Annotated in this window: 24 protein-coding genes; 12 read left to right on the top strand and 12 right to left on the bottom strand. The window is 64.9% G+C overall.

The window, feature by feature from the left end; translation table 11 throughout:
* Positions 1 to 37: 37 nt before the first annotated feature.
* The 4 genes from JFU57_RS18635 to JFU57_RS18650 form a co-directional block, all read right to left on the bottom strand.
* Positions 38 to 748 carry an ABC transporter permease gene (locus JFU57_RS18635; protein ID WP_020300018.1) on the bottom strand — a complete coding sequence of 237 codons (711 nt, stop codon included), beginning with the start codon at positions 746 to 748 and terminating at the stop codon, positions 38 to 40.
* Positions 745 to 1,464 (bottom strand): ABC transporter permease, encoded by a 720-nt coding sequence (locus tag JFU57_RS18640; RefSeq protein ID WP_020300017.1) that lies wholly within the window; start codon positions 1,462 to 1,464, stop codon positions 745 to 747. Before JFU57_RS18640 ends, JFU57_RS18635 begins: the two co-directional genes overlap by 4 nt.
* Before the next feature lie 108 nt (positions 1,465 to 1,572).
* A complete protein-coding gene (locus JFU57_RS18645; RefSeq protein WP_020300016.1) occupies positions 1,573 to 2,328 on the bottom strand; it encodes a transporter substrate-binding domain-containing protein in 756 nt (251 codons plus the stop codon).
* A gap of 12 nt (positions 2,329 to 2,340) precedes the next feature.
* Complete coding sequence (locus tag JFU57_RS18650) at positions 2,341 to 3,216, bottom strand: MurR/RpiR family transcriptional regulator (RefSeq protein ID WP_020300015.1); 876 nt, start codon at positions 3,214 to 3,216, stop codon at positions 2,341 to 2,343.
* A gap of 133 nt (positions 3,217 to 3,349) precedes the next feature.
* On the opposite strand from JFU57_RS18650, the gene JFU57_RS18655 reads away from it, so the two are divergent.
* The 4 genes from JFU57_RS18655 (at position 3,350) to nahK (ending at position 9,675) form a co-directional block, all read left to right on the top strand.
* Positions 3,350 to 4,381: an Ldh family oxidoreductase gene (locus tag JFU57_RS18655; RefSeq protein WP_201130349.1), complete on the top strand. Its 1,032-nt coding sequence runs from the start codon at positions 3,350 to 3,352 to the stop codon at positions 4,379 to 4,381.
* A gap of 204 nt (positions 4,382 to 4,585) precedes the next feature.
* Positions 4,586 to 5,770 (top strand): porin, encoded by a 1,185-nt coding sequence (locus JFU57_RS18660; RefSeq protein WP_201130351.1) that lies wholly within the window; start codon positions 4,586 to 4,588, stop codon positions 5,768 to 5,770.
* Positions 5,771 to 5,945: 175 nt separating this feature from the next.
* Positions 5,946 to 7,109, top strand: a complete 1,164-nt coding sequence (nosP, locus tag JFU57_RS18665; protein WP_020300012.1) for a nitric oxide-sensing protein NosP — start codon at positions 5,946 to 5,948, stop codon at positions 7,107 to 7,109.
* Positions 7,039 to 9,675, top strand: a complete 2,637-nt coding sequence (gene nahK, locus JFU57_RS18670; RefSeq protein WP_161955779.1) for a hybrid sensor histidine kinase/response regulator NahK/ErcS' — start codon at positions 7,039 to 7,041, stop codon at positions 9,673 to 9,675. The genes nosP and nahK overlap by 71 nt, the downstream gene beginning before the upstream one ends.
* A 156-nt stretch (positions 9,676 to 9,831) precedes the next feature.
* Here the strand turns inward: nahK and JFU57_RS18675 are convergent, their stop codons facing one another.
* The 6 genes from JFU57_RS18675 to JFU57_RS18700 form a co-directional block, all read right to left on the bottom strand.
* Positions 9,832 to 10,497: a response regulator transcription factor gene (locus JFU57_RS18675; RefSeq protein WP_078473787.1), complete on the bottom strand. Its 666-nt coding sequence runs from the start codon at positions 10,495 to 10,497 to the stop codon at positions 9,832 to 9,834.
* Positions 10,498 to 10,554: 57 nt separating this feature from the next.
* A complete protein-coding gene (locus JFU57_RS18680; RefSeq protein WP_020300009.1) occupies positions 10,555 to 11,112 on the bottom strand; it encodes a PQQ-dependent catabolism-associated CXXCW motif protein in 558 nt (185 codons plus the stop codon).
* Positions 11,113 to 11,239: 127 nt separating this feature from the next.
* The gene (locus tag JFU57_RS18685) at positions 11,240 to 12,031 is read right to left on the bottom strand and encodes an ABC transporter permease (RefSeq protein WP_078473786.1); all 792 of its coding nucleotides are present in this window, start codon (positions 12,029 to 12,031) and stop codon (positions 11,240 to 11,242) included.
* A complete protein-coding gene (locus tag JFU57_RS18690) occupies positions 12,028 to 12,771 on the bottom strand; it encodes an ABC transporter ATP-binding protein (RefSeq protein ID WP_201130353.1) in 744 nt (247 codons plus the stop codon). The genes JFU57_RS18685 and JFU57_RS18690 overlap by 4 nt, the downstream gene beginning before the upstream one ends.
* Positions 12,768 to 13,727: a YVTN family beta-propeller repeat protein gene (locus tag JFU57_RS18695; RefSeq protein WP_020300006.1), complete on the bottom strand. Its 960-nt coding sequence runs from the start codon at positions 13,725 to 13,727 to the stop codon at positions 12,768 to 12,770. The genes JFU57_RS18690 and JFU57_RS18695 overlap by 4 nt, the downstream gene beginning before the upstream one ends.
* A 30-nt stretch (positions 13,728 to 13,757) precedes the next feature.
* On the bottom strand, positions 13,758 to 14,942 hold the full coding sequence (locus JFU57_RS18700; RefSeq protein ID WP_201130354.1) for an ABC transporter substrate-binding protein: 1,185 nt from the start codon (positions 14,940 to 14,942) through the stop codon (positions 13,758 to 13,760).
* A gap of 182 nt (positions 14,943 to 15,124) precedes the next feature.
* Here JFU57_RS18700 and JFU57_RS33440 point away from each other — a divergent pair, with 182 nt between their 5' ends.
* Genes JFU57_RS33440 through JFU57_RS18710 form a run of 3 tightly spaced genes read left to right on the top strand, consistent with a single transcriptional unit; the run spans position 15,125 to position 17,147 of the window.
* Positions 15,125 to 15,247, top strand: a complete 123-nt coding sequence (locus JFU57_RS33440; protein ID WP_020300004.1) for a hypothetical protein — start codon at positions 15,125 to 15,127, stop codon at positions 15,245 to 15,247.
* Between the two features lie 2 nt (positions 15,248 to 15,249).
* Positions 15,250 to 16,509, top strand: a complete 1,260-nt coding sequence (locus tag JFU57_RS18705; protein WP_201130355.1) for a HAMP domain-containing sensor histidine kinase — start codon at positions 15,250 to 15,252, stop codon at positions 16,507 to 16,509.
* The gene (locus JFU57_RS18710; protein WP_020300002.1) at positions 16,509 to 17,147 is read left to right on the top strand and encodes a response regulator; all 639 of its coding nucleotides are present in this window, start codon (positions 16,509 to 16,511) and stop codon (positions 17,145 to 17,147) included. Before JFU57_RS18705 ends, JFU57_RS18710 begins: the two co-directional genes overlap by 1 nt.
* An 865-nt stretch (positions 17,148 to 18,012) precedes the next feature.
* On the opposite strand, the gene JFU57_RS18715 is transcribed toward JFU57_RS18710, so the two are convergent.
* Both JFU57_RS18715 and exaA read right to left on the bottom strand, forming a co-directional pair.
* On the bottom strand, positions 18,013 to 18,672 hold the full coding sequence (locus JFU57_RS18715; RefSeq protein ID WP_201130356.1) for a pentapeptide repeat-containing protein: 660 nt from the start codon (positions 18,670 to 18,672) through the stop codon (positions 18,013 to 18,015).
* A 190-nt stretch (positions 18,673 to 18,862) separates the two neighbouring features.
* Complete coding sequence (exaA, locus tag JFU57_RS18720; RefSeq protein ID WP_207202212.1) at positions 18,863 to 20,701, bottom strand: quinoprotein ethanol dehydrogenase; 1,839 nt, start codon at positions 20,699 to 20,701, stop codon at positions 18,863 to 18,865.
* 308 nt (positions 20,702 to 21,009) lie between these two features.
* On the opposite strand from exaA, the gene pedF reads away from it, so the two are divergent.
* From pedF to JFU57_RS18745, 5 genes are all read left to right on the top strand, one after another.
* Complete coding sequence (pedF, locus tag JFU57_RS18725; RefSeq protein WP_020299999.1) at positions 21,010 to 21,471, top strand: cytochrome c-550 PedF; 462 nt, start codon at positions 21,010 to 21,012, stop codon at positions 21,469 to 21,471.
* A 5-nt stretch (positions 21,472 to 21,476) separates the two neighbouring features.
* Positions 21,477 to 22,352: a substrate-binding periplasmic protein gene (locus JFU57_RS18730; RefSeq protein ID WP_078473729.1), complete on the top strand. Its 876-nt coding sequence runs from the start codon at positions 21,477 to 21,479 to the stop codon at positions 22,350 to 22,352.
* A 9-nt stretch (positions 22,353 to 22,361) separates the two neighbouring features.
* A complete protein-coding gene (locus JFU57_RS18735) occupies positions 22,362 to 23,123 on the top strand; it encodes a quinoprotein dehydrogenase-associated SoxYZ-like carrier (protein ID WP_078473728.1) in 762 nt (253 codons plus the stop codon).
* Between the two features lie 41 nt (positions 23,124 to 23,164).
* On the top strand, positions 23,165 to 24,094 hold the full coding sequence (locus JFU57_RS18740; RefSeq protein ID WP_201130357.1) for a quinoprotein relay system zinc metallohydrolase 1: 930 nt from the start codon (positions 23,165 to 23,167) through the stop codon (positions 24,092 to 24,094).
* Positions 24,095 to 24,440: 346 nt separating this feature from the next.
* The gene (locus tag JFU57_RS18745) at positions 24,441 to 26,213 is read left to right on the top strand and encodes a PQQ-dependent methanol/ethanol family dehydrogenase (RefSeq protein ID WP_078473726.1); all 1,773 of its coding nucleotides are present in this window, start codon (positions 24,441 to 24,443) and stop codon (positions 26,211 to 26,213) included.
* Positions 26,214 to 26,356: the final 143 nt, after the last annotated feature.

A 26,356-nucleotide genomic window follows, 5' to 3' on the forward strand; every position in this document is an offset into this window, starting at 1 on the left:
GGTACGCGGGCCGCCAGGGCGTCCCGCTGGAGTTCGGTCAGTTGAGGTGGCGGCTGAGGCGGCCTTCGAGGAGTTTCAGGCTGCGCCGCACCACTTCAACGATCACCAGGTACAGCACCGCGGCCCATAGGTAGATCTGGAAGTCGAAGCTGCGGGAGAAGGCCAGTTTGGTCACGCCCATCAGGTCGTAGATGGTCACCAGGGAGGCGATGGCGCTGGCCTTGATCATCAGGATCAGCTCATTGCCCAGGGGCCCGATGGCCACCAGCAACGACTGCGGCAGGATCACTTTGCGAAAGCTGGTCCAGCGCGACAGGCTCAAGGCCTTGCACGCTTCGCGCTGGCCTTCGGCGACCGCCAGCAGGCTGCCACGCAGGATCTCGGCCTGGTAGGCGGCGGTGTTCAGGGTGAACGCCAGCAGGGTGCAGAACCACGCATCGCGGAAGAACCACCACAAGCCCACGTCCTGCCAGAAGCCTTTGAACGAGCCCAGGCCGTAATACAGCATGAACAGTTGGGCCAGCAGCGGCGAGCCGCGGAAGAAGTACACATAGGCGCCGCTGACGTTGCGCAGCAGGCGGCTGTTGGACAGGCGGGCGAGGGCGATCAGCAGGCCGAGCACGGCGCCGAGGCTGAAGGAGATCGCCACCAGCTTGCCGGTGACCAGCAGGCCGTCGATAAAGCGCGCGCCGTAGCGGTCCAGCAGCTCGGGGCTGAGGAACAGGTTGAGCAATTCATCCAGGCTCATGGGCGCGCGCTCCGTTGATGACGGTTGAAGTACTGCTCAAGGAAGCGGAACAGTTGCCCGGACAACGCCGAGAAAAACAGATAGCCGAAGCAGGCCACGGCGTAGAACAGCATCGGTTCCTTGGTCACGCTGACGGCCAGGTTGGTCTGGCGCATCAGGTCCACCAGGGAGATGGTCGAGACCAGGGAGGTGTCCTTGAGCAGTGACAGCCAGTTGTTCGACAGGCCCGGCAGGGCGATGCGGGTCAACTGCGGCAGCACCACCTTGGTGAAGGTGGTACGGCGCGACAGGCTCAGGGCCGAGGCGGCTTCGTACTGGCCCTTGGAGATGGTCTTGAAAGCGCCCAGCCAGATCTCGCTGGAGAACGCGGCGAACACCAGGCTGAAGGCGATCATCGCGGCGACGAAGGTGTTGATCGCCACTTCGCCGGGGTAGCCCATGGCGCCCAGGATCTTCTGTGCAGCAATCTGGCAGCCGTAGTAGATGATCAGCAGGGTCAACAGCTCCGGCAGGCCGCGAAATACGGTGGAGAAGGTGGTGGCCCAGGCCCGCACCCAGCGATTTTTCGAGCGGGCGGCCAGGGCGACGGCGAGCCCCAGGGGCAGGCCGATGGGCACGCAGCTCAGGGCCAGGGCGATGGTGACCAGGGCCCCGGCCAGCAAGGCCGAACCCCAGCCGCCGCTGGCGAACGATAACAGTGACAGATGTTCGAACATGCTCGAACCCTCAGGACAAATTGAGCCTGCACGCCGGCGCCGCACTCAAGGGGTGAGTGCAGGGCAGGGGTACTCGAAAGAGGCGGGCCGCCACGCGGCCCGGGGCGGTCAGTAGATATCGAAGGCGAAGTAGCGGCTGGAGATCTTCTTGTAGGTGCCGTCGGCCACGATCTCGTCCAGGGCCTTGTTCAGGCGCTCGCGCAGGGCGTTGTCTTCCTTGCGCACGGCGATCGAGGCGTCGGCGGTGGTGCCTTGCACGTCACCGATGATCTTGCAGCAGTCCTTGCCGGCGGTTTCGGCCCAGGCCAGCAGCGGAAACTTGTCGGCGATCACCCCGTCGACACGGCCGGCGGCCAGGTCGCTGTTGGCTTCGTCCAGGGTCGGGTAGAACTTCACGTCGGCACCGGCCGGGCCGTAATGGTCTTCGGCGTAGATGGCCTGGGTCGAGGACGACTGGGCGCCGACGGTGCGGCCTTTAAAGCTGGTCTGGGCGTCGGTGATGTCCGAGTCCTTGGCCACGGCGACCGACAGCGGGGTGCGGTAGTAGTGGTTGGTGAAGGCGATTTTCTTCTTGCGCTCGTCGGTGGCGATCATCGAGGCCACCACGGCGTCGTATTTCTTCGCCAGCAGCGCCGGGATGATGCCTTCCCAGTCCTGGGCGACGATGGTGCATTCGACCTTCATGCGTTCGCACAGGGCGTTGGTGATGTCGACGTCAAAGCCGTGCAGCTTGTTGTCGGAGTCGACGTAGTTGAAGGGCGGGTAGGCGCCTTCGGTGGCGATTTTCAGGACTTCAGCCTGGGCACCGGTAGCACCGGCGAGGACCATGGCACATGCACTGGCAAAGCGAACGACATTCTTCATTTAGCACCTCGATTATTGTTTTGGTCTGGCAGAGGATGTGTAACCCACGAACTCGTTATGCAGGGCGGCGGTGGCTTCCAGGCGGCGCTCGACGTCCGGGCCCAGTTGCTTGCACACCTCGTTCACCAGCAGGTGCACCAGCGACAGCATGGCTGCGGTGGACTCCCAGAACAGGTTGAACTCGGTGGGCACGCGGAACACTTCATCGGCGTTCTGCTCGGCCCAATCGCAGAACGTGTCGGTGACCAGGGTCACCGCGATCCCGGCCTCACGGGCCTTGCGGCACAGGTGCAGGGCGTGGCGCGAATAGCGCCGGGCCTCGAACACCACCAGGGCGCAATCCCCCGGCTGGCTCAGCAGCACCTCGGCGTAATGCCCGGCGGCACCGTCCACCAGGTGCACGTCATCGCGCAGGTACTGCAGCAGGTGGACCATGGACGCGGCGATACCGCGCTCGGTCTGGAACCCGGCGACAAACACCTTGCGCCGGGTGGCCAGGCGCTGGGCCACGGTGATCCAGGCCGGGGTCAGGCTGTATTCATAGACTTTCATCAGGGCGCCGACTTCCAGCTCGAAGCTGCGCGGCAAACCCTGGGGCGCCTGGTTCGGCTGCTGGCGAAATTCCTGCAACCGATCGCCGACCAGCCACGGGCCTTCGCCGAGGTCATTTTTCAGGTCGTTCTTCAGGTCTTTGAAGTGGCTGTAACCGATGGCGCGGCAGAAACGCCCAACGCTGGATTCGCTGACGCCGAGCTTGTCGGCAATGTCGGCGGCGGTCTGGAAGGGCAGCTCGTAGAGGTTGGCCAGCATGTAGCTGGCAATGGCCCGGCCCGAAGCGGTGGCGCTCGACAGACTGCTTTCAAGGCGTTGTTTGATGGGCTGGCTCACGGCGAATTCCTGTGGTTGGACAGCGCGTGGAGTGGAAAATGAATGTTTTCTGTCATTAAGTCAATGTTTGACAGATAACTGGCGTGACGCGATAGTCAGGCCACTTCCAATAACAACTCCACCGGAGCCTGCGATGTCCGAAGCCACCCCCGTGCACGCCGAAATCGAGCACCTTGAGCTGTCCGAATTGACCCAGTTGCTGCAGCGCATTTTCCTGCGCCATGGCACCAGCGCCGAGGTCGCGCAGGTACTGGCCGACAACTGCGCCCGGGCGCAACGCGACGGCTCCCATAGCCATGGGGTGTTTCGCATCCCGGGTTACCTGGCGTCCCTGGCCAGCGGCTGGGTCGATGGCCAGGCGCGGCCGGTGGTGGAGGATGTGGCCAGCGGTTTTATAGCCGTGGATGCGGCCAACGGCTTTGCCCAGCCGGCCCTGGCCGCGGCCCGCGAGGCCCTGATCGAGAAGGCGCGCAGTGCCGGGATCGCGGTACTGGCGATTCGCAATTCCCACCACTTCGCCGCGCTCTGGCCCGATGTCGAGCCCTTTGCCGAAGCCGGCCTGGTGGCCCTGAGCGTGGTCAACAGCATGACCTGCGTGGTGCCCCACGGCGCTCAGCGGCCGCTGTTCGGCACCAACCCGATTGCCTTTGCTGCGCCACGCGCCGGGGCCGACCCGATTGTGTTCGACCTGGCCACCAGCGCCATCGCCCATGGCGATGTGCAAATCGCCGCGCGCCAAGGCGAGCAGCTGCCGCCGGGCATGGGTGTGGACAGCCAGGGCCAGCCGACCTGCGACCCCAAGGCGATTCTCGACGGTGGCGCCCTGTTGCCGTTTGGCGGGCACAAGGGCTCGGCGCTGTCGATGATGGTCGAGCTGCTGGCCGCGGCGCTGACCGGCGGCAACTTCTCCTTTGAGTTCGACTGGTCCCAGCACCCCGGCGCGCAAACCCCCTGGACCGGTCAGTTGCTGATCGTCATCGACCCGAGCAAATCCGGGGGCGGGCGCTTTGCCAGCCGCAGTGACGAGCTGGTGCGGCAGATGCAGGCGGTAGGCCTGGAGCGCCTGCCGGGCGACCGCCGTTATCGCAGCCGCGCCCAGGCTCGCGAGCACGGGATCCCCCTGGCCGCTGCCGAGCTGGCCAAACTGCGCCAGTTGGCGGGTTGAGCCGCAAGTCGTTCATCCTCTCGGGCCGGGGCTTGTAGGCCTTAAGTTTTGCTCCCGGTAGCGGTCCGGTCTTACGTCGAGTTTGCCGGGCCCTGCCAGCCACTCCAAAGCAGCCGCCATTCAGCGCCAAGGCAGCATGGGCCTGGCCGCAGGTCCTTTTGATAATCGCCTCCGACATCTCGTCCCCCGTTTGCGGAGCGCGCCATGCATAACAATAAGAATTTGCGGCAGTCTTTCCTGCCGGCCCTGATCGCCGGCTTTTCGACCCTCGGCCTGAGCACCATCGCCGAGGCCGAGATCATGCTGTACGACAAGGACCAGACCACCTTTTCCACCGACGGCTACATCAACGCCTTCTACGTCAACAGCGATGTCGACCGTGCCGGCGATCAGTACGACCGGCGCCAGGCACGGGTCAAGATGGGCTTTTTGCCCAACTACCTGGGCTTCAACATGGGCAAGCAGGTGGACGACTTGAAACTCGGGGCCCGCGCCTCGTTCTGGGTGACCATCAACGACAGTGAAACCAACGGCACCGACACCGCCATCGACGTGCGCCAGTTCTACGGCACCGTGGCCAACCCGGAGTGGGGCGAGGTGCTGATCGGCAAGGACTTCGGGCTGTTCGCCCGGTCCAACATCCTGCTCGATGAACTGCTCGCCGGTTACGGCCAGGTCAGCGACAGCCTGGGCCTGGTGGATGGCGGCGGGGTGTCGTTCGGCAATATCGGCAGCGGCTACCCGTACCCGTTCCCGACCTCGCAGATCACCTATCGCACCCCGGTAATGGACGGCCTGCGGGTCGCGGTGGGGATCATGGACCCGGTGGACACCAACGACAGCAGCCCGACCGGCAAGGCCTACCAGGAGAACCCGCGCACCGAGAGCGAGATCACCTACCAGTTCGACCTGGGCGGGGCCAAGGTCTACAGCTGGCTCAACGGCAGTTACCAGAGCTCGGACAACACCGACTCCACGGTCAAGTCCGTCACCTCCAAGGGCCTGGGCTATGGGGTGCAGGCCAAGATGGGCGGTTTGTCCCTGACCGGCTCGGGGTTCCAGGCCAAGGGCATCAACCCGTTCTTCACCAACAACGCCGGCGAAGCCACGCTGCGCAATGTCGACAGCAACGGCTACCTGCTGCAGGGCTCGTACAAACTCGGCAAGAACCGCCTGGCCCTGTCCTATGGCAAGACCCGTGACGACGGCAACGGCGTGGTCGGCAGCGGCGCCGACTATGAAACCCGCGGCATCGCGCTGTTCCACGACATCAACGACAACCTCAAGCTGGTGGCCGAGTACAACCAGTTCGAGATCGATGGCCACGACACCAGCGCCCAGAACGAAAACACCGACACCTTCGCCGTCGGCGCAGTCCTCACCTGGTAACCCCCTGGCCCGGATCCCGCCGTGCGCATCGCGGCGTGGCCCCGGCCGTCTGCCTGGCGCCGGCGGTCGGCGTCTCATCCCATTGAAGCGCCCACCCACTACCCAAGTAGCATTCGTCGGGCGCGGGTGACTTCGTACACTCATGCCTCATACAGCGCACCCGCGGGAGGCGAAGATGCAACAAGCCCAGAGCGAGGGTGTCGTCAGCGCGATGTCCCAGGCCACCGATGTGCAGCAGGTCGCTCAGGAGCTGGCGCGGCAGCTGTTGCACCCGCACCTGGGGTTCGTGCTGTTTTTCTGTTCGGCCGAATATGACCTGCAGGCCCTGGGCCAGGCCCTGCATCAGGGTTTTGGCGGGATCCGCCTGGTGGGCTGCACCAGCGCCGGGGAGATCACCCCCCAAGGCTACGGGCGCAATTGCGTGACCGCGATCGGCTTTGACCACCGGCACTTTTCCATCGCCACCGAGCTGATCGACCAGATGGAGCACTTCAGCCTGATCGACGCCCAGCAGATGGTCGAGCGCCTGGTCAGCGACTGTCGCAGCAACACCCTGGCGCCGATCAAGGGCAACAGCTTTGCCCTGACCCTGCTCGATGGCTTGTCCAGCCGCGAAGAAATGGTCCTGGCGGCGCTGAGCGCGGCCCTGGGGGATATCCCGCATTTCGGCGGCTCGGCCGGCGACGACAATTACCTGACCCACACCCATGTCTACTTCGGCGGCGAGTTCCACAGCGGCGCGGCGGTGGTGGTGCTGGTCAATACCTGGCTGGATTTCGAGGTGTTCACCACCCACCACATCCTGCCGCGGGAAGAAAAACTGGTGGTCACCGGCGTCGACAGCAGCTTGCGCCGGGTCTACGAACTCAACGCGGAGCCGGCCGCCGAGGAATACGCGCGGCTGATCGGGGTGCCGGTGGCCGAACTCGACCACCGGGTATTCGCCGCCCACCCGCTGGCGGTGCGCATCAACCAGCACTACTACGTGCGCGCGGTGCAACAGGTGCACCCGGACCTGAGCCTGAGTTTTTACTGCGCGGTGGAAAACGGCATCGTCCTCACGGCCATGACCCCGGGGCCGTTGCTGCCCAACCTGCAAGCGCTGTTCGACGGTCTGCAACAGCGCCTGGGCGGGCTGCTGCTGACCATCGGCTGTGACTGCTTTTTGCGGCGCCTGGAACTCGAAGACCGCGGCAGCCTGGACGAGATCGGGGCCTTTTTGCGCGAGCAGCGAGTGATGGGGTTCAACACCTACGGAGAACAGTTCAATGGCATGCATATCAACCAGACCTTTACCGGGGTTGCCATTGCCCGCAGCCGAACCCCCGCCAGCCGCTGAGCTGCAAGCCCAGGTCACGCGGCTTGCAGAAGAGAACCGCAAGCTGCGGCGGATCAACGCCGCGCTGATCGAGCGGGTCGAATCCGGGGTCACCCGGGGCAACGACCCCTACGCCGCGTTCCAGCATTCGGTGGTGTTGGCCGAACAGGTGCGCGAGCGCACCGATGCGCTGAACCAGGCCATGGCCGAGCTCAAGGCCGGCAATCGCCTGTTGAGCGAGGCGCGGCTGCGGGCCGAGACCGCTCATCAGTACCTGATCGATGCCATTGAGAGTATTTCCGACGCCTTTGTGCTGTTCGACGAAGAGCAGCGCATCGTGCTGTTCAACAGCCGGTTCAAGGCGTTCTGGAGCAACAGCCGGGTGCGGATCATGGCCGGCATGCGCCTGGCCGAAGTCAAGCGGCTGATGACCAGCACCGGGATGTTCAGCGAAGAACCCCGGGGCCATGGCGACGAACACTTGCTGTATCGCTTGCAGGACGGGCGCTGGTTGCAGATCAGCGAACGGCCGACCCTGGAAGGCGGGCGGGTGATCCTGTTCACCGACATCACCGAGGTCAAGCTCAGCGAAACCCTGCGTCGGGAGCAGGCGGTGGCGCAAAAATCCCACCTGCTGCAGCGGGCGGTGGACAACCTGTCCCAGGGCGTGGCCATGGTCAACGCCGAGGGCATCCTTGAACTGTGGAACCGGCGCTTCCTGGAGCTCAGCGGCCTGGCCCCGGTGGCGGCCCACCGGCCATTCGCCGAGGTCATCGCCGACAGCGAACTGAGCCTGCTGACCCCCGCCAGCCGCGACAGCAACGGGCGGGTGATCCATGAATGCGAGCAGCGCCTGTACGACGGGCGCATGCTGGAAATCCGCACCCATCCGCTGCCCACCGGCGGTTTCGTCAACACCTTCACCGACATCACCGAGCGCTACCAGCACGCCGAGGCCCTGAGCGAAAGCGAGCGTTGGATCCGCCTGATCACCGACCATGTGCCGGCGCTGATCGCCTACCTCAACGCGGACCTGGTCTACGAATTCACCAACAAGGTCTACGAGGAATGGTACTGCTGGCCGCGCGGGGTGATGCTCGGCCAGAGCCTGCGCGAGGTCCACAGCGAACAGCACTACCAGCGCCTGGAGTCCTACGTGGCGCGGGCCCTGGCCGGGGAGAGCGTGACCTTCGAATTCCCGGAAACCAACATCAATAACCAGGAGCGCTACATGCTGCGCTCATACGTGCCCAACCGCCTGGCCACGGGTGAGGTGGTGGGGATTTTCGTGCTGATCCGCGACATCACCGAACGCCGGCGCACCGCCGAGGCGCTGCACCAGGCCTATCAGAACCTGGAGCTGCGGGTCCGTGAACGCACCGCGGAATTGACCACCCTCAACCAGCAGCTGCTGCGGGAAATCGACGAGCGCAGCCGGGTCGAATCGCGCCTGCGGGAAGCCAAGCTGGAAGCGGAGCAGGCCAACCTGTCGAAAACCAAATTCCTCGCGGCGGTCAGCCATGACCTGCTGCAACCCCTGAACGCGGCGCGGCTGTTCACCAGCGCACTGCTGGAGCGGCGCGAGCCCCAGGCCTGCCAGGTGCTGGTGCGCAATGTCAGCAATTCCCTGGAGGACGTGGAAAACCTGCTGGGGACTTTGGTGGATATTTCCAAGCTCGATGCCGGGGTGATCAAGGCCGATATCGCGCCGTTCGCCCTCAGCGAGCTGCTGGACAACCTGGCGGTGGAATACGCCCAGGTGGCGCGCAGCGAAGGCCTGGAGCTGCATTTTGTCGGCTGTTCGGCACTGGTGCGCAGCGATATCCAGTTGCTGGCGCGGATCCTGCGCAACCTGCTGAGCAATGCCATTCGCTACACCCGCAGCGGGCGCGTGGTGCTCGGCTGCCGGCGCCAGCGCCAGCGGCTGTCGATCGAGGTGTGGGACAGCGGCATGGGCATCGCGGAAAACCGTCTCGAGGAAATCTTCCAGGAATTCAAGCGCGGCGATGTGCAGCGCCCGGACCAGGATCGCGGGCTGGGCCTGGGGCTGGCGATCGTGGAGAAAATCGCCGGCATCCTCGGCCACCGGATACGGGTGCGCTCGTGGCCGGGCAGGGGTTCGATGTTCGCCGTCGAAGTGCCCCTCAGCGCCACCGCGCCCAAGGCCCTGCCCAGCCTGAACATGAGCGAACCGATGCTCGAACGGCTGCGGGGCGCGCGGGTGTGGGTGCTGGATAACGACGCGGCGATCTGCGCCGGCATGCGCACCCTGCTCGAAGGCTGGGGTTGCCGGGTGGTGACCGCCTTGTCCGAGCAGGACCTGGCGCGCCAGGTCGACAACTACCACGCCGAAGCCGACCTGCTGATTGCCGACTATCACCTGGACAATGACCAGAACGGCGTCGACGCCGTGGCCCGGATCAACGCCCGCCGTGCGTCGCCGGTCCCGGCACTGATGATCACCGCCAACTACAGCAACGAACTCAAGCAGCAAATCCGCGAGCTGGGCCATACCCTCATGCACAAACCCGTGCGCCCGATGAAACTCAAAACCGCCATGAGCCACCTCCTGGGCCCCAACCCATAGCCGCTGCCGCCAGGCTGCGCTGCGCCGAGGCACTCAGGTCAATTGGGGGCGTTATTGAGGGCCAGCGTCCGACCGCGGCCCGAGCCTTCGGCAGCGGCTACAGGGTGCTGCGGCTTCCCGTTTCGGGGCGCGTTCAGACGCCGATGGGCTACCGGCTCAACGACGCAAATAGGCGCCGAAGTCGATGTCCCCGGCGCTGAGGATGGCCTGCACGCGGTTGTGGACGTTGAGTTTGCGCAGGATGGCCGAGACGTGGGCTTTGACCGTGGTTTCGGCGATGTCCAGGGTGTAGGCGATCTGTTTGTTCGATTCGCCCTTGGTCATGCGTTCGAGCACCAGCAGTTGTTTGCGGGTCAGGGCCTGGAGCAGTTCCGGCGGGAAGCTGGGGTTTTCGTTCATGCGCCGCCCGGAGCTGCTCTTCTGGGTGCGGATGATGTCCGGCGGCAGGTACACGTTGCCGTTGAGGATCTGCTCGATGGCCTCGGTCATCTGCGAGCGCGGCGAAGACTTGGTGATAAACCCCACCGCGCCATAGGTGATGGCCTGGAGCACGATCTGCTTGTCCTGCTCGGCCGAGACGATCACCACCGGGATGGTCGGCGCTTCGTTGCGCAGGTTGATCAGGCCGTTGAGGCCGTGCATGCCCGGCATGTTCAGGTCGAGCAGGATCAGGTCCAGGTCGTCGTGCTGCTGGGTCAGGGCCAGGGCGCTTTCCAGGTCGGCGGTTTCCATGACTTCGCTGCCGGGGAAACCATCGCTGATAACGTTGTGGATCGCTTCACGAAACAGGGGGTGATCGTCGGCAATCAGAATTTTGTACATGGCCTTTCACCTCGTTATTTTTTGATTGTGGTGGGGCTGGAGCACGCGGGTATTGGCTCAGGGAAAGGGTTCGGGCTGGGCTGGCGACACGGGCAGGTTGGCGGCTTGCCAGGCGTCGAGGCCGTCGCGGTACCAATACAGGGTTTTATAGCCCAATGCTGCGGCGCGTTTTACCGCGTTCCAGCTCAACCAGCAATCGGATCGGCAATAAAAGACCAACGGTTGTTCCAGGCGGCCGGCGCTGGCTTGTTGCAGATGGCGGGCGAAGTAGGCCTGCCAGGGCGCGCCGAGTTCGCCGTCGCCGGTATTGGCCAGCCACAGGCTGCCGGGCAGGTTGGCATGGGGTTCGTCCTCGATGAAGCGGCCTTGCAGCCATTGCCGGCGATAGACATCGACCAGCACCGGGCGCGGGGTCTGTTGCAGCAGCTGTTGCAGGGCGGGGGTGTCGATGATCTGCGCACCGTCCAACTGGTTCGGCGTCGGGCTGCGGTACAGGCTGGTGCGATAACCCTCGGCGGAAAACAGCGGGGTTTCGGCGTGTGCCGGGCCGGCCAGCAGGCTCAGCCAGGCAAGTGCCAGGCAGGGGCGTAACAGACAACGCAGGGCACGTGGCATAGGGCTTTTATCCTTCTTGTTATAGGCCCATTACATGCCACGGATGGAGCTTTGTGAATGCGACGATAGACAGTAAAACCGCTACGAAAGTACTGTTTTCTGCCCGCAGCAGGCCTCGGCGGCGCCCTCAGCCCTGTTTGCGCAGCGCCGCATGCTGCGGGTTGAAGGTCAGCACCGCCAGCAGCGAGAACAGCAGGGTCAGGCCCAGGCACACCGCCAGGGCCAACGGGTTGAAGCGCTGGTACAGGGCAAAGCGCACCAGTTCCACGCCATGGGTGAAGGGGTTGAGGGCGCACAGCCAGTACAGCCACTGGCTGGCTTCGAGCATCTTCCACAGCGGGTACAGCGCTGACGACAGGAAGAACAACGGGAAGATCACGAAATTCATCACCCCGGCAAAATTCTCCAGCTGGCGAATGGCATTCGACAGCAGCAGCCCCAGGGCGCTCAGCATCAGGGCCACCAGCAGCAACGCCGGCAAGACCATCAGCAAGCCCATGGCCGGCGGCTGCACGCCGTACAGCCAGGCGATGGCCAGGAAGGCATAGACCTGCAGCAACGAGATCAGCGAGGTGGCCAACAGCTTGCTGGCCAGCAGGAAGGCCCGGGGCAGGGGGCTGGTGAGCAGCACCCGCATGCTGCCCATTTCCCGGTCGTAGACCATCGACAGCGAGCCCTGCATGCCGTTGAACAGCAAAATCATGCAGGCCAGCCCGGGGATGATGTAGACCTCATAGGGGATGTAGGTGTCGTAGGGCTCGATGATGGCGATGCCCAGTGCCGCGCGAAAGCCGGCGGCGAACACCAGCAGCCACAGGAGCGGACGCACCAGGGCGCTGAGAAAGCGCGTGCGCTGCAATACGAAACGCAGCCATTCGCGCAGCACGATACCGCTGAAACACTGCCAGTAGGCGTTCATCGGCCTGCGACTCCAGAAGGGGATGGGGCGGTGAGGCGGGCGAAGGCCGAATCGAGATCGCCGCCGTGTTCTTGGCTCAAGGCCGCGGCCTGTCCGCTGGCCACCAGCCGGCCCTGATGCAGGATCAGCAGGTCGTCGCTGGCCTGCACTTCGTCCAGCAGGTGGGTGGTCCAGAGCACGCTTAACTGCTGCTCGCGGCACAGGTTGCGGATGTGCTGGTTGAGGGCCAGGCGGCTGGCCGGGTCGAGGCCGGCGCTGGCCTCGTCGAGCAATAACAGGCGCGGTTCATGCAACAGCGCGCGGGCGATTTCGACCCGCCGCCGGTGCCCGCCATTGAGCTCGCGGACCCGTTCCCGCCGGCGCTCGGCGAGGCCCTGGCGCTCCAGTTCAGCGTCGATGCGGGCATGGCTCTGGCGCCGTGACAAACCGTGCAACGCCGCGTGGTAACGCAGGTTCTGCTCGATGCTCAGGTCCAGGTCCAGGGTGCTTTGCTGGAACACCACACCCAATTGGCGCAGGGCCGGGCGCGGGGCCTCGCGCAGGGAATGACCGCCGACCCGGACCTCGCCCTGCTGCACGTCATACAGCCGGGTGAGCAAGGCGATCAGGGTCGACTTGCCGGCGCCATTGGGCCCCAGCAACGCGGCAAAACGCCCGGGTGCCAGGCTGAAGCTGACCTGTTTCAGGGCCTCGCGCGGGCCGTAGGCAAAGCTCAGTTGGCTGACCTCCAGGGCATTCATGGGGTAACCACCACGCCCCACGGATAACGCCCGACCTTGATCGACTTCAGCACCTTGCGGCTTTGCACATCGATCACCGAGACGTCGCCGCTGACGCCGTTGGTGGCCAGCAGTTGGCGCTGGTCCGGGGTAAATGCCAACTGCCAGACGCGCCGGCCCACCAGCAGGTAGTCGAGAATTTCGAAGGTCTTGGCGTCGATCACCGCCACATGATTGGCCGGGCCCAGGGCGACGAAAGCGTACTGGCCGTCGGCACTGAGCTTGATCCCCACCGGCTGCACTTTGTCGGGGTGCACGCCCTTGATCTGGAAGTTCAGGGTCTTGAGGATCTTGCGTGTGGCGACGTCGAGAATGGTCACCGTGCCGCCGATTTCCGCCGAGGCCCAGAGCTGCGAACCGTCCTGGTTGAACTCGACAAAGCGCGGGCGCTGATCCACCAGGGTGCTGTCGGCCAGGGTCTGGGTGCTGGTGTCGATCCAGTGCAGCATGTTGGTGGTTTCACTGGTGTTGACCGCCCACTTGCCGTCGGGGCTGACTGCCATGCCTTCGGGCTCGACCCCGACATTGATCTGGCCGATGACCTTGGAGGTCTCGGTATCGATCACCGTCACCAGCGCATCGTCCTCGTTGGACACATACAGCCAGCGGTTGTTGGGGTGCAGGGCGAACTGCTCGGGGTCCTTGCCGGACGGCAGTTCCTTGATGATCTTGCGCGTGGCCACGTCCATCACCTGGACCCGGTCCGAGTCGCTGGCGCAGATGTACAGCAGCTTATTGTCGTGGGACAGCAGCAACCCGCGCGGACGCTGGCCCACGGGCAGGGTCTCGGTGACTTGCAGGGTCTGCATGTCGATCAGGCTCAGGCTGTTGTCTTTCTCGTTGGAGACCCAGGCGGTGGCGGCCGCGGCGTTTCCGGCAGCGAGCAGCAGGGCGCATGAGAGCAGGGTGCGACGCATGGCGGATTCCTTGTTGTTGTGGTGTTGGGATCAGGGGTAGCGGCAGGTCACCTCGGGCTTGTCGTAGCCCAGGCTGTCCATTTCATTGAAGGGGTGCAGGAAGCCGTCCTGGGGCGAGGTGCTGACCAGTGCCCGGGGTTGGACGATGGGGATCGGCTGGCGCAACTGGCCGTTCCACGGGCGATAGCTGAGCTTGCGGCCTTTGAACCCGTCCAGGGGCAACTGCTCGGACAGTTCCAGCTGCTGGATGGCCACGGGGTCGGCCTGGCGCAATTTGCTGACGGCGCTGGCGATGCTGCGCACGGCGATCCAGGCGGCGAAATCCCGGTCGTTCATCCAGCGTCCGGCCAGGGCCTCGAAGCGTTTCTGCAATTGCGCGGCGCCGTAGGTTTCCACGGTCTTGTGCCAGCCGGTGGGCGTCAGGCCCTGGGTCCCGGCCACCGGCCGCGGGTACCAGGTCTGGTACGGCACGTACTCGCCGAAATCGCCGCGTTCGTCGGCCACCAGCACCACGTCGTATTCGGCGGTCTGGGTGAACAGCGGCATGTCGGCTTGGGCGCTGCGGCGCTGGTCGTTGTCGAAGCTCCAGGGTTTTTCGGCGACGATCTTCACCCCGAAACGCTTGCTGGCGCGGCGCAGGGCGGCCGCATAGGCCTCGTCGTCCGGGGTCTGGCCGACGATCAGCAGCGCGCGCTGCCATTTGCGCACGGCCATGAACTGCACCAGCGCGTCGGCGAGCATGGCCCGGCTCGGCAGGCTGTGCAGCACGTTGCCCAGGCAGGCGGTGCTGCGCAGGCTGTCATCGGCGCTGCCGGCGTTGAACAGCAGGCTGTCGGGCAGGGCGGCGCTGAGCTGGCGCAGGCTGGCCGCCGGGGCATTGACCACAAACAGCCGCAGGCCCTCGGCGTGCTGGGCCTGGGCGGCTTGCAGCAGGGCCTCGGGGCTGTCGACGCTGGCGCTGCGCAGTTGGTAGTCGTGCTTGAGAAAACGCCCGGTGCTGTTGCTGTCCTCGATCGCCAATTGCGCGCCGCGCTCACCGGCGTCATTGGGCTCGGGAATGACGTTGGACAGCAGCGGGCCGGGGTCGGGGCGATACCCCAGGTAGCCGATGCGCACGCTCAGCGTGCCCTCGTCGGCCTGGCTTTGGGTCGCCAGCAACGCGGCGCTGGCAATCGCCAGCAAGTAGATCAAGGCGTAACTGACGAGCTGGCGCATGGGGCACTCCGCTAGGGGAGGCGTCAGCATAGGAAGCCCTGGCGGGCGGGGAAATATGCAGAAAGTACCGCTCGGCCAGTACCAAGGTAGTACCCCGCTGGCTCCGGCGCGGTTTTAGCATGAGGGCAACGGTCACCTGGCACGCCACCTTCCTTGCATCGCCACCTTGGAGAGCACCGAACATGCGGATTCTCAAAGCGTTGCTGTTGCCGCTGTTACTGATCCTGAGCCTGATCGGCGTCGACAAACTGCACCCGGCGCGCCCCTTGCAGACCCTGGTCGCGCCTGCAGTGCCGGGGCGTTAGGGATGTCGGCACTGTGGCGGATCAACCTCTGGGTGACGGCGTTTTTCGCCTTGGTCACGCTGGCCTGCATGGCGCTGCTGCTGCACCAGGCGGTGGCGGATGTGGAGCGCGAGCTGCAATCGGCCGAGGCGGTGGTGCAGTACCTGGGTGAAACGGCCGAGCGCGATCCGGCCAGCCTGCAACCGCGCCTGACCCGCAGCCTGCGCCATGTGCGGGTGCACTGGCTGGCGCCGGGCGAGTCACTTGAACTGGCCCCCGAGCAGGGGCTGGATGCCTGGCTCGGTCGCCAATTGTTCGACGGCAGCCGTCGCAGCCACAAGGTGCTGGACTTGAGCGACGGGCGCCGAGTGCTGATCGGCGTCGACCCCAGTGATGAGATCGATGAAGTCTGGGATTCATTGCAGCAACTGCTGAGCCTGTGTGGCATGGCACTGTTGCTCAGCCTGCTGACCATCTGCTGGGCGGTGCGCCGCGGCATGGGCCTGCTGGACGACCTGCTGCGCGCCTTGCGGCAAGTGTCGGGCGGGCAACTGGCGGTGCGCCTGCGAGCCGAGGGCCTGCCCGAGGCGCGGCAGCTGGCCGGCCACTTCAACCACATGGTCGAGGCCCTGGAACAGGCCCGGGCCGATAACACGCACCTGACCCAGGCCCTGCTGGCGGTACAGGAACAGGAGCGCACCCACCTGGCCCAGACCCTGCACGATGACCTTGGGCAATACCTGGCGGGGATTCGCGCCCAGGCCTGCCTGCTGCGGGTGGTGACCGACCAGCCGGCGCTGCTGGCGCAGACGGTGCAAGCCCTGGAATCGAACTGCGAACACCTGCAACAGGGCTTTCGCGCCCTGGTGCACGACGTGTATCCGGTGGTGCTGCAACACCTGCCGCTGGACCAGGCCCTGGGCCTGCTGGTGGAGCATTGGCGGGGTAGCCAGGGCATCGATTGCCAGCTGCGGGTAGACCAATACCTGCCGCCGCTGTCGATGCCGAGCAAGACTCACCTGTATCGGCTGCTCCAGGAAGCCCTGACCAACGTCGCCCGCCACGCCGGGGCGAGCCGGGTACGGGTGCGCCTGCAACACCGCGCCGGGCGCCTGCGCCTGTCGATCCGCGACAACGGCCGTGGCGCCCAGCAGCCGCAGCAGCCTGGGGTGGGCCTGCATTCGATGTTCGAACGCGCCCGCAGCCTGGGTGGCGAACTGCGCATCAACAGTCAGCCCGGCGCCGGTTGGGCGCTGGCCTTGAGCATTCCCTTGGAGGCGTGATGAATATTTTGCTGGTCGATGACCACGCGGTGGTCCGCCAGGGCTATGCCAGCCTGCTGCGGGCCTTGTTGCCGGCGATCCAGGTGCGCGAAGCGGCCACGGGCGAGGAGGCCCTGGTTCGGGTCCAGGAAGAGGTGCCGAACCTGGTGATCATGGATTTTGGCCTGCCCGGCATCAGCGGCCTGGAAACCACCCGGCGCTTGCGCCAGCGTTTGCCACAGCTGCGGGTGCTGTTCTTCAGCATGCATGACGAGCTGCCGCTGGTGCGTCAGGCGCTGGATGCGGGGGCTTCAGGCTACCTGACGAAGAACTCGGCACCTGAGGTGTTGATCGAGGCGGTGCGCAGGATCCTCGCGGGGCACGCCTACATCGAACAACCCCTGGCCACGCAACTGGCCTGCACGCCCCAGCAGAATGCCAGCGACCCGCGCCTGCAAAGCATGACCCAGCGCGAACTGGAGATTTTTGTGATGTTGGCCAAGGGCACACCGGCGCGGTTGATTGCGCAGCAGCTGTGCATCAGTGCGAAAACGGTGTCCAACTATCTGACCATGCTCAAGAGCAAGTTGCAGGTTAGTTCTCATGCGGAGTTGGTGCATTTGGGGATTGATATGGGGGTGGTTAGGGTGGCGGGGTGATTTTTTGGGGGGCTTATCCGTTGCTGCGGTAACGGCGGCTTAGGGTTTCGCCCTTACGGCGAGGTACTTTTGGCAAACGCCCGGAATGCCGGCCCAGCCAAAAGGAACCAAAAGTCTCGCCCCGAGCGTACGGCCCTCGCTGCGCTCGGGTTCCCTCGTTCCGGCGTCCCTCAGGGGGCATCGCTTCCAGCGACGTCTTCGACTGCGTCGAAGGGCGCTGCGCGCCAATCCCCTGATGAACACCTCCACTCGGCCTGCCGAAGGGGCGGGTAGATCAAAATCTGAAGCCGCTGCCGCCAGGCTGCGCTGGGCGGCATTGGCGCGGTGGTCTATCAGGTTGGTGAGTGTTGTTGAGGGCCAGGGTCCAAACGCGGCATGAGGCTGCGCTGGCCGGGATGGGCGCTGTGTTTTTATCGGGTGTATTGGGTGTCAGTGAGGGCCAGCGTCCGAGCGCGGCCCGAGCCTGGCGGCAGCGGCTACAGATGGCCGGTTAAGGCGCCTTGATTTTAGGGAGGACGGGACGCGCAGGTACCGGCCCAGGCCGGCCGGAGGGCCGCCTCGCTCTTGATTTTGATCTGAAGCGCCCCGTTAAACCACGATGGCCGAACGCAGGCAGTGAGCCGTGGGCAACCCGGCAGGACGCCGGGTTAGCCGCACTGGGCCATGGATGGCCCATTGCGGCGGCCCACGGATCAATGCTGGAGTGAGGGCATGCCGAGCCTAGGCGAGGCACCAAGTGGTGGGGCAAGAGCGTTTTGCTTACTTTTGCGCTGTTCAAAAGTGAGCCGCCGTAAGGGCGGAACCCATAGTCGCCACAACCGCAGCAACGGATCTGCCCCCAATCCCAAATCCCCCGACCGACCCCCTACTTATCCCAACTCCCCGGACACCCCCCACACCCCTCCATATTCGCATCCTGAAAATTCGCATAATGCTGCCGCGACCCACTCAGGTTCGCCCGCTCCAGATTACTCTCGCCAAACTTGGCCTCCTGCAGATTCGCATCCCGCAAATCCGCCCCCTGCAAATCCGCCTTGCTCAACCAAGTCATTTCCAGGTCGGCAGCCTGCAGATTGGCCTGGTGCAACTTGGCCCCGGACAACCTGGCAAATTGCAGATAGGCACCGCTCAAATTGGCGTTTTGAAACTGCGCCCCCTGGGCAAACATCCCCCAGCCCTGAATCGACATCAGCTTGGCGCCCGTGAAATCCGCCAGGCGCAGGTTGCTCTGCTGTAAGCTGGCGCGGGTCAGGTTGGCGCCTTGCAGCTGGGCTTTTTCCAGGTTGGCCAGGTCCAGCTGGGCATGGCGCAGGTCGGCATCGCGCAGGTCGGCGCCGGCCAGGTTCATCTTGCGCAGGTCCTGGTTGGCCAGGTTGGCCCCGCGCAAGTTGGCGCCAGGGCACTGGCTGGATTCGTCGATCAGGCAACCGTTGATGGTCAGGGGGACATCGTTGCCGTCGTCGTCGATATTCACGGCGAAGGCAGGGGAGAGGGTCAGCAGCAGGGCCAGTGGCAGATAGTTCATGGTGCGGTTCTCCGGCTGGAGTGAAGGCGGGTGTGGTGAGGGCGCGGGCTGGCCGGCGCCCCGGGGCGTAGCCGTGGTGAATCCGGCCCACGCGCTATGCCTGAGCTAGCGTGTGGGCGGGTTTCGGGGCCGCTGCGCGCTGGTACGCCAGCCCGGCCCGGCGGGAGCAAGCGCCCTCGCCACACGTCGGTTAGCGCTGGGCGGTCTTGGTATCCCAGCTCGGGATCTTGAACACCCAGAACGAACCGCCTTGCGCCACCGGCTTGGTCAGCTCAGCCATGTCGCCACCCCACAGCGGCACCGCGCCGCCGTAACCCACGGTCACGCCGATGTACTGCTCGCCATCCTGTTCCCAGGTGATCGGCGGCGAAACGATGCCGCTGCCGGTCTGGAACTTCCACAGCTCCTTGCCGGTTTTCGCGTCGAAGGCCTTGAAGAAACCGTCGCCGGTGCCGGTGAACACCAGGTTGCCCTTGGTCGCCAATACCCCAGCCCACAGCGGCAGGTGTTCCTTGTGCTCCCACACCACCTTGCCGGTGGTCGGGTTCATCGCACGCAGGGTGCCGACGTGGTCGTCGTACATGCGCTTGATGCGGAACCCCATCCCCAGGTAGGCCGAGCCTTTCTTGTAGTTGACCTCCTCGGTCCAGTATTCCTCCTTCCACTGGTTGCCCGGGATGTAGAACAGCCCGGTGTCCTGGCTGTAGGCCATGGGGTTCCAGTTCTTGCCACCCAGGAACGGCGGCGAGACTTCCACTGGCTTGCCCTTGGTTTCACCCGGTAATGGCTTGGCCGGACGCTGGCCTTCGTTTTCCACGGGGCGACCGGTCTTCAGGTCGATATGGCTGGCCCAGGTGATGTTGTCGACGAAGGGGAAGGCGTTCTGCAGTTTGCCGTTGTTGCGGTCTACGACGTAGAAGAAGCCGTTGCGGTCGGCGTGTCCGGTGGCCTTGACCACCTTGCCGTCCTTGTCCTTGTAGTCGAACAGTACCAGCTCGTTGTTGCCGGAGAAGTCCCAGGCATCGTTCGGCGTGTGCTGGTAGAACCACTTGACCTCGCCGGTGCTCGGGTCGACGCCGACCTGGCCCGAGGTGTAGAGGCTGTCGTAGTCGTGGGGGTTGCCGTCTTTCGAGGTCCGGGCCCAGGTGTTCCACGGGCCGGGGTTGCCGGCGCCGACGATGATAGTGTTGGTTTCGGCATCGAAGCTCGCGCTCTGCCAGGGGGCACCGCCGCCGTGGCTCCAGGCTTCGACCTTGCCGGTTTCGGTGGTCTTGTCATCGGGCCAGGACGGCGCCTTGACGTCGCCGGTGGTGGTGCTGTCCTTGCCATTCAGGCGGCCCATGTGGCCTTCGACGAAGGGCCGCATCCACACCTCTTCACCGGTGTCCGGGTCGCGGGCGAACAGTTGGCCGACCACGCCGAATTCATCGCCGGAGCTGCCGTGGATCAGCAGCACCTTGCCGGTGACCTTGTCTTTGATCAGCACCGGGGCGCCGGTCATGGTGTAGCCGGCGCTGTGGTCGCCGAATTTCTTGTTCCACACCACTTTGCCGGTGTTTTTGTCGAGGGCGATCAGGCGCGCATCGAGGGTGCCGAAGTAGATCTTGTCACCGAAGATCGCCGCCCCGCGGTTGACCACGTCGCAGCACGGACGGATGTTGTCCGGCAGGCGGTGGTTGTAGGTCCACAGGCGCTTGCCGGTCTTGGCGTCGAGGGCGAACACCCGGGAATAGGAACCGGTGACGTAGACCACGCCGTCGCTGACGATGGCCTGGGATTCCTGGCCGCGCTGTTTTTCGTCACCGAAGGAGTAGGACCAGGCCGGGGTCAGCTTGAACACGTTCTTGTCGTTGACCTGGGCCAGGGGGCTCCAGCGCTGGGCATTGGTGCCCATGCCGTACTGCAGCACGTCCTTGGTGGTCAGGTGATCGTTGGCGATGTCTTCCCAGGTCACGTTCTTGGTGGCAGGCGCCGCCGGGGCGGTGGCGGCCACGGCGGCCGAGGTCAGCGACAGGCTGCTGACCAGCAAAAGGCTTGCACAGACAGGGTCAGGGGCGAAAGGGCGGGTAGCGATCTTATTGTCATGGTTGCAGTTCCCAGTGGAGGTTTTGGCCTGCATAGGGTGGGTTGCCGCCGGTTTTGCAGATACGGAAAAAGTCCCGCCCTTGCCGGGAAAAGTTCCCAGGCGGCACATGATTTAGGCCCTCGCCACAAGCCCTACTACCAAGGGAGTAGGGGCCGACCACCAAAGCAGCATACGGCTGGCGCGGGGGTGTTCATAAGATGGCGGCATAGCCTCTGTAGAGAGGTCTTGCGTGCAATCTTGAGGGCATAACAATGACAACAAAACGCAACGCCTTGCTCGCGGTAGGGCTCCTGGCCGGGTTGATCAGTACCGGTGCGGTCTGGGCCCATGGCAACGTGGTGCCGCAGGCGGTGGAAACCAAAGGCCTGACCCCTGTCAAGGACGCAGGCGTGACCGTGGATGGCGACGGCTGGGCGGCGGTCAACCCGTACCGCACCTCCGCGGAACACGACAAGGCGGTGGAAATCGGCGCCTCGGCCTACAACCAGAACTGCGCGGCCTGCCATGGCCTTGAAGCCAAGTCCGGCGGTATCGCCCCTGACCTGCGCATGCTCGATGTCGGCGAAGCCGGCGATGAGTGGTTTGTCGAACGCGTGCGCCATGGCGCCGTGCGTGACGGCCGGGTGTACATGCCGAAAATGGCCGACTACCTGAGCCAGGAAGCCCTGTGGGCGGTGCGCACTTACCTGGACAGCGTGCACGTCGAGGAGTAAGCGCCATGCGCCTGTTTGCCGCGCTGTTGACCGGCCTGCTGCTGTGCTGCCAGGCGGCGCAGGCGCAGGTGCGCACATTCGACCAGATGATCGCCGACGGCGAATTGAAGGTCGCTGTCTACAAGGACTTCGCCCCCTACAGCTTCGAGGACCAGGGCCAGGCCAAGGGGGTCGACGTCGAGTTGGCGCAAGCCTTGGCCAAGGCCCTGGGCGTGCGCCTGCAACTGATCTGGGCGCCGCCCGGGGAAAAACTCGACGACGACCTGCGCGACTACATCTGGCGCGGCAGCCAGCTGCGCAACCAGCAGTTGGCCGACCTGATGATGCGCGTGCCCTACGACCATGACTACGCGCAAAAACGCAACGAACTGGGGGAGCTGAACAATGACCATGTGGTGATGTTCGGCCCGTACCAGAGCGAGTGCTGGCAGGTGGCCTATGATCGGCGCCGCCTGGACTCGGTGGCCAGCGTGGCGGTGTTCGAGCAGCACCCGATCGGGGTCGAGGTCGACAGTGTGCCGTCGTTTTACCTGACCTCGGTGTTCAACGGCATGCTCAGTGCCAAGACCCATCATTACCCCGATGTCGGCCAGGCCTTTGCCGCGATGAAAGCCGGCGAGGTGGACGCCGTCATGGCCATGCGCGGCGAGATCGACTGGCAGGTGCACCAGGCCGCCGACCCGCAACTGGCGCTCGCCGAAAACGCCTACCCGAACATGGGCAAGCAGCTGTGGGAGATCGGCATGGCGGTGCATGAAAGCAATCGCCAGCTGGCCTACGCCGTGGAAGAGGCCCTGGAAGGGCTGATCCGCGACGGCACGCTCAAGGCGCTCTACGCCGGCTACGGCCTGCGTTACGAAGTCCCGCAGATGTATCAATAGGAGCGTGTGATGAACTGGCGAGCGAGTTGGCTGCTGATCTGCTGGCTGCCCCTGGCGGGCCAGGCGGCGACGGTCGACCCGGGCAAGGACCCGGTGCCCTCGGTGATGTGGGCCTTCTACCACAAGCAGATGCTCGGCGATGCGCCCTTTGTTTTCGATGACCGGGTCAAGCTGCTGGCGCCGCCCTTTGCCGAGGATGCACGGCAGGTGCCGCTGGAGATCGATGCCCGGGCATTCGCGGGGCAGGTGGTGAAGATCCTCGCCTGGGCCGAGCTCAACCCGTTGCCGAAGATTGTCGACTTCCAGCCCGGGCCCGGGGTACAGCCCTGGTTGTCGATCCGCATCCGTATCGAGCAGGCCACGCCGCTGCGGGCGGCGGTGCAGACCCGCGACGGCCTGTGGCACGTCGGCTCGACCCTGATCGACGCCGCCGGCGGCGGTTGTACCGCGCCCAGTGTGGTGCGCACCCAGCCCGGCTGGGAGGAGCACATCGGCGAAGTCCTGGGCGGGCGCTACCCCCGCGGCGACTCCAGCCGCCTGCGTTTGCAGGTGGCGCACCCGATGGACAACGGCATGGTCAGCGGCATCCCCGAATTCTTCCTCAACCACGCCGAACTGCAGGACGCCCAGGGCCAGGTGCTGGCGCGCCTGGAGCTGTTTCCGGCGGTCAGCGAAAACCCCAACCTGGGGTTCGACCTCGAGGGCGCCGGGCAGACCCGCTTGCTGCTGCGTGACAACAGCGGCAATGAGTTCGAGGCAGCGATTCCCTGAGCCCATTGCCGCACCCCATTCGCTGAACAAGGGAGCGCGCCATGCGCTGGATACTGCTGTTGTGCCTGAGCCTGTGCCTGCCGGCGTGGGCCGAGCTGGACTACCACCTCAAGCCCCGGCAGATCGCCGAAGGCACCTGGCTGCTTGAGGGCAGCACCGACAACTTCGCCAAGAACAATGGCGGCAATATCGTCAATACCGGGTTTATCGTCACCGACAGCGGGGTGGTGGTGATCGACAGCGGGCCTTCCCGGCGCTACGGCGAAGCCCTGCGCCGGGCAATTGCCGCGACCACCGACAAGCCGGTGATCCAGGTGCTGCTGACCCACCATCACCCGGACCATGTGCTGGGCAACCAGGCCTTCGTCGACGTGCCGATCGGTGCCCTGGCCGGCACCACCGACCTGCTGCGCCAGCAGGGCGATGCCATGGCCGAGAACATGTACCGCATGGTCGGCGACTGGATGCGCGGCACCGAGGTGGTGCTGCCGACCCAGGTGCTGGAGCCCGGCACCCTGAACATCGGTGGCCACCCGTTGCGCCTGCTGGGGTTGGGCGGGCACACCGGGGCGGACCTGGCGATCCTGGATGAAAAAACTGGGGTGTTGTTCGCCGGTGACCTGGTGTTTTACCAGCGCGCCCTGACCACCCCCAACAGCCCCGGGCTGGACGTTTGGCTCAAGGACCTGGACACCTTGCAGGGCCTGCCCTGGAAACTGATCGTCCCCGGTCACGGACCGCTGGCCAGCGATGCCGCGCCCTTTGCCCAGATGCGCGATTACCTGGGCTGGCTCGACCAGTTGATGCGCGACGGCGCGGCCCAGGGCGATGACATGGCCGAGATGATCCGCCGCCCCATCCCCGAGCGTTTTGCCGGCATCAGCCTGAGCCGTTACGAGCTGATCCGCAGCGTCAGCCACCTGTACCCGCGTTATGAGCGGCAACAGTTGCGGCGTGTGGACACGCAGTAGTCCAGGCGCCGAGGGTTTTTTCTGTGACGAAGGTGTTGGCGCTGCTGAAGGGCTTCATGTGGCGAGGGCGCTTGCTCGCGCTGGGTTGCAAAGCAACCCCAACCCCGGCGCATGGAGTCTGCCTGTTGCAACCCGTACCCAGGTTTTACGGCCGCGGCGCAGCCGAGCGGGAGCAAGCGCCCTCGCCACAGGCGTGTTCACAGCCGCGCTCTTACATTTACCCCCCACCAAGGAACTAGAAAACTCCGTACTGCGGGTAATTGTTGGGAAGCGGGCCGGGACCAAGAATCTGCGCCAGACCGGGAAAATTTCCCGGGTACAACAAAAAACCGCAGAGGTAGCCGCCATGTCCCATCCCGCACGTCGCCCGTCCTTCGCCGTGAGCCTGTTGCTCAGCGCCATGCTGCTGTCCGGTACGGCGCTGGCTGGTGTCACCGATCAGGAAATCCTCCAGGACCCGCAGAACCCCGAGCAGATCGTCACCAACGGCCTCGGGGTCCAGGGTCAGCGCTACAGCCCGCTAGATACCCTCAACGTCGACAACGTCAAGGAGCTGCGGCCGGTCTGGGCGTTTTCGTTCGGCGGCGAGAAGCAGCGCGGCCAGCAGGCCCAGCCCCTGATCAAGGACGGGGTGATGTACATGACCGGCTCCTATTCGCGGGTGTTCGCCGTGGATGCGCGCACCGGCAAGAAGCTCTGGCAATACGACGCGCGCCTGCCGGATGACATCCGCCCCTGCTGCGACGTGATCAACCGGGGCGTGGCGCTGTATGGCGACCTGGTGTTCTTCGGCACTCTGGACGCCAAGCTGGTGGCCCTGAACAAAGACACCGGCAAGGTGGTGTGGAGCAAGAAAGTCGCCGACCACAAGGAAGGCTATTCCATCAGCGCCGCCCCGATCGTGATCAACGGCAAGCTGATCACCGGGGTCGCCGGTGGCGAGTTCGGCGTAGTCGGCAAGATCGAAGCCTACGACCCGAAAAACGGCGACCTGCTGTGGACCCGGCCCACGGTCGAGGGCCATATGGGCTACGTCTACAAGGACGGCAAGGCGGTGGAGAACGGCATCTCCGGTGGCGAGGCCGGCAAGACCTGGCCCGGCGACCTGTGGAAGACCGGCGGTGCGGCGCCGTGGCTGGGGGGCTACTACGACCCGGAAACCAACCTGCTGCTGTTCGGCACCGGCAACCCGGCACCGTGGAACTCCCACCTGCGCCCCGGCGACAACCTCTACTCATCGTCGCGCCTGGCGCTGAACCCGGACGACGGCAGCATCAAATGGCACTTCCAGAGCACGCCCCACGACGGCTGGGACTATGACGGCGTCAACGAGCTGATTTCCTTCAACTACAAGGAAGGCGGCAAGGAAATCAAAGCGGCGGCCACCGCCGACCGCAACGGTTTCTTCTACGTGCTGGACCGCACCAACGGCAAGTTCATCCGCGGCTTCCCATTTGTCGACAAGATCACCTGGGCCACCGGCCTGGATAAAAACGGCCGGCCGATCTACAACGAAGCCAGCCGTCCGGGCGCCCCGGGCAGCGAGGCCAAGGGTTCTTCGGTGTTCGTCGCCCCGGCCTTCCTCGGGGCCAAGAACTGGATGCCGATGGCCTACAACCGCGACACCGGGCTGTTCTACGTGCCATCCAACGAGTGGGGGATGGACATCTGGAACGAAGGCATCGCCTACAAGAAGGGCGCGGCGTTCCTCGGTGCGGGCTTCACCATCAAGCCGCTGAACGAGGACTATATCGGCGTGCTGCGCGCCATCGACCCGGTCAGCGGCAAGGAAGTCTGGCGCCACAAGAACTACGCGCCTCTGTGGGGCGGCGTCCTGACCACCAAGGGCAATCTGGTCTTCACCGGCACCCCGGAAGGTTTCCTCCAGGCCTTCAACGCCAAGACCGGCGAGAAAGTCTGGGAGTTCCAGACCGGCTCCGGGGTCCTGGGCTCGCCCGTGACCTGGGAAATGGACGGCGAGCAATACGTCTCGGTGCTTTCCGGCTGGGGCGGCGCGGTGCCGCTGTGGGGCGGCGAAGTGGCCAAACGCGTCAAGGACTTCAACCAGGGCGGCATGCTCTGGACCTTCAAGTTGCCCAAGGCTTTGGTGAAGCAGTAGTGAGCTACAAGCTGCAAGTAACGAGCTTTTGGTGTAGCGCTTTGGGTGTGCAGCAGGCGCGAGCGGCAAGCTGACCGCGTTCCGCTCCGCACTTGGCGCTTGCAGCTCCAGGCTTGCAACTGGGCCGCAAGCGGCCCCGCCCT

Origin of the sequence: Pseudomonas sp. TH07, from assembly GCF_016651285.1 — a bacterium.
In the GTDB taxonomy this organism is placed as follows: domain Bacteria; phylum Pseudomonadota; class Gammaproteobacteria; order Pseudomonadales; family Pseudomonadaceae; genus Aquipseudomonas.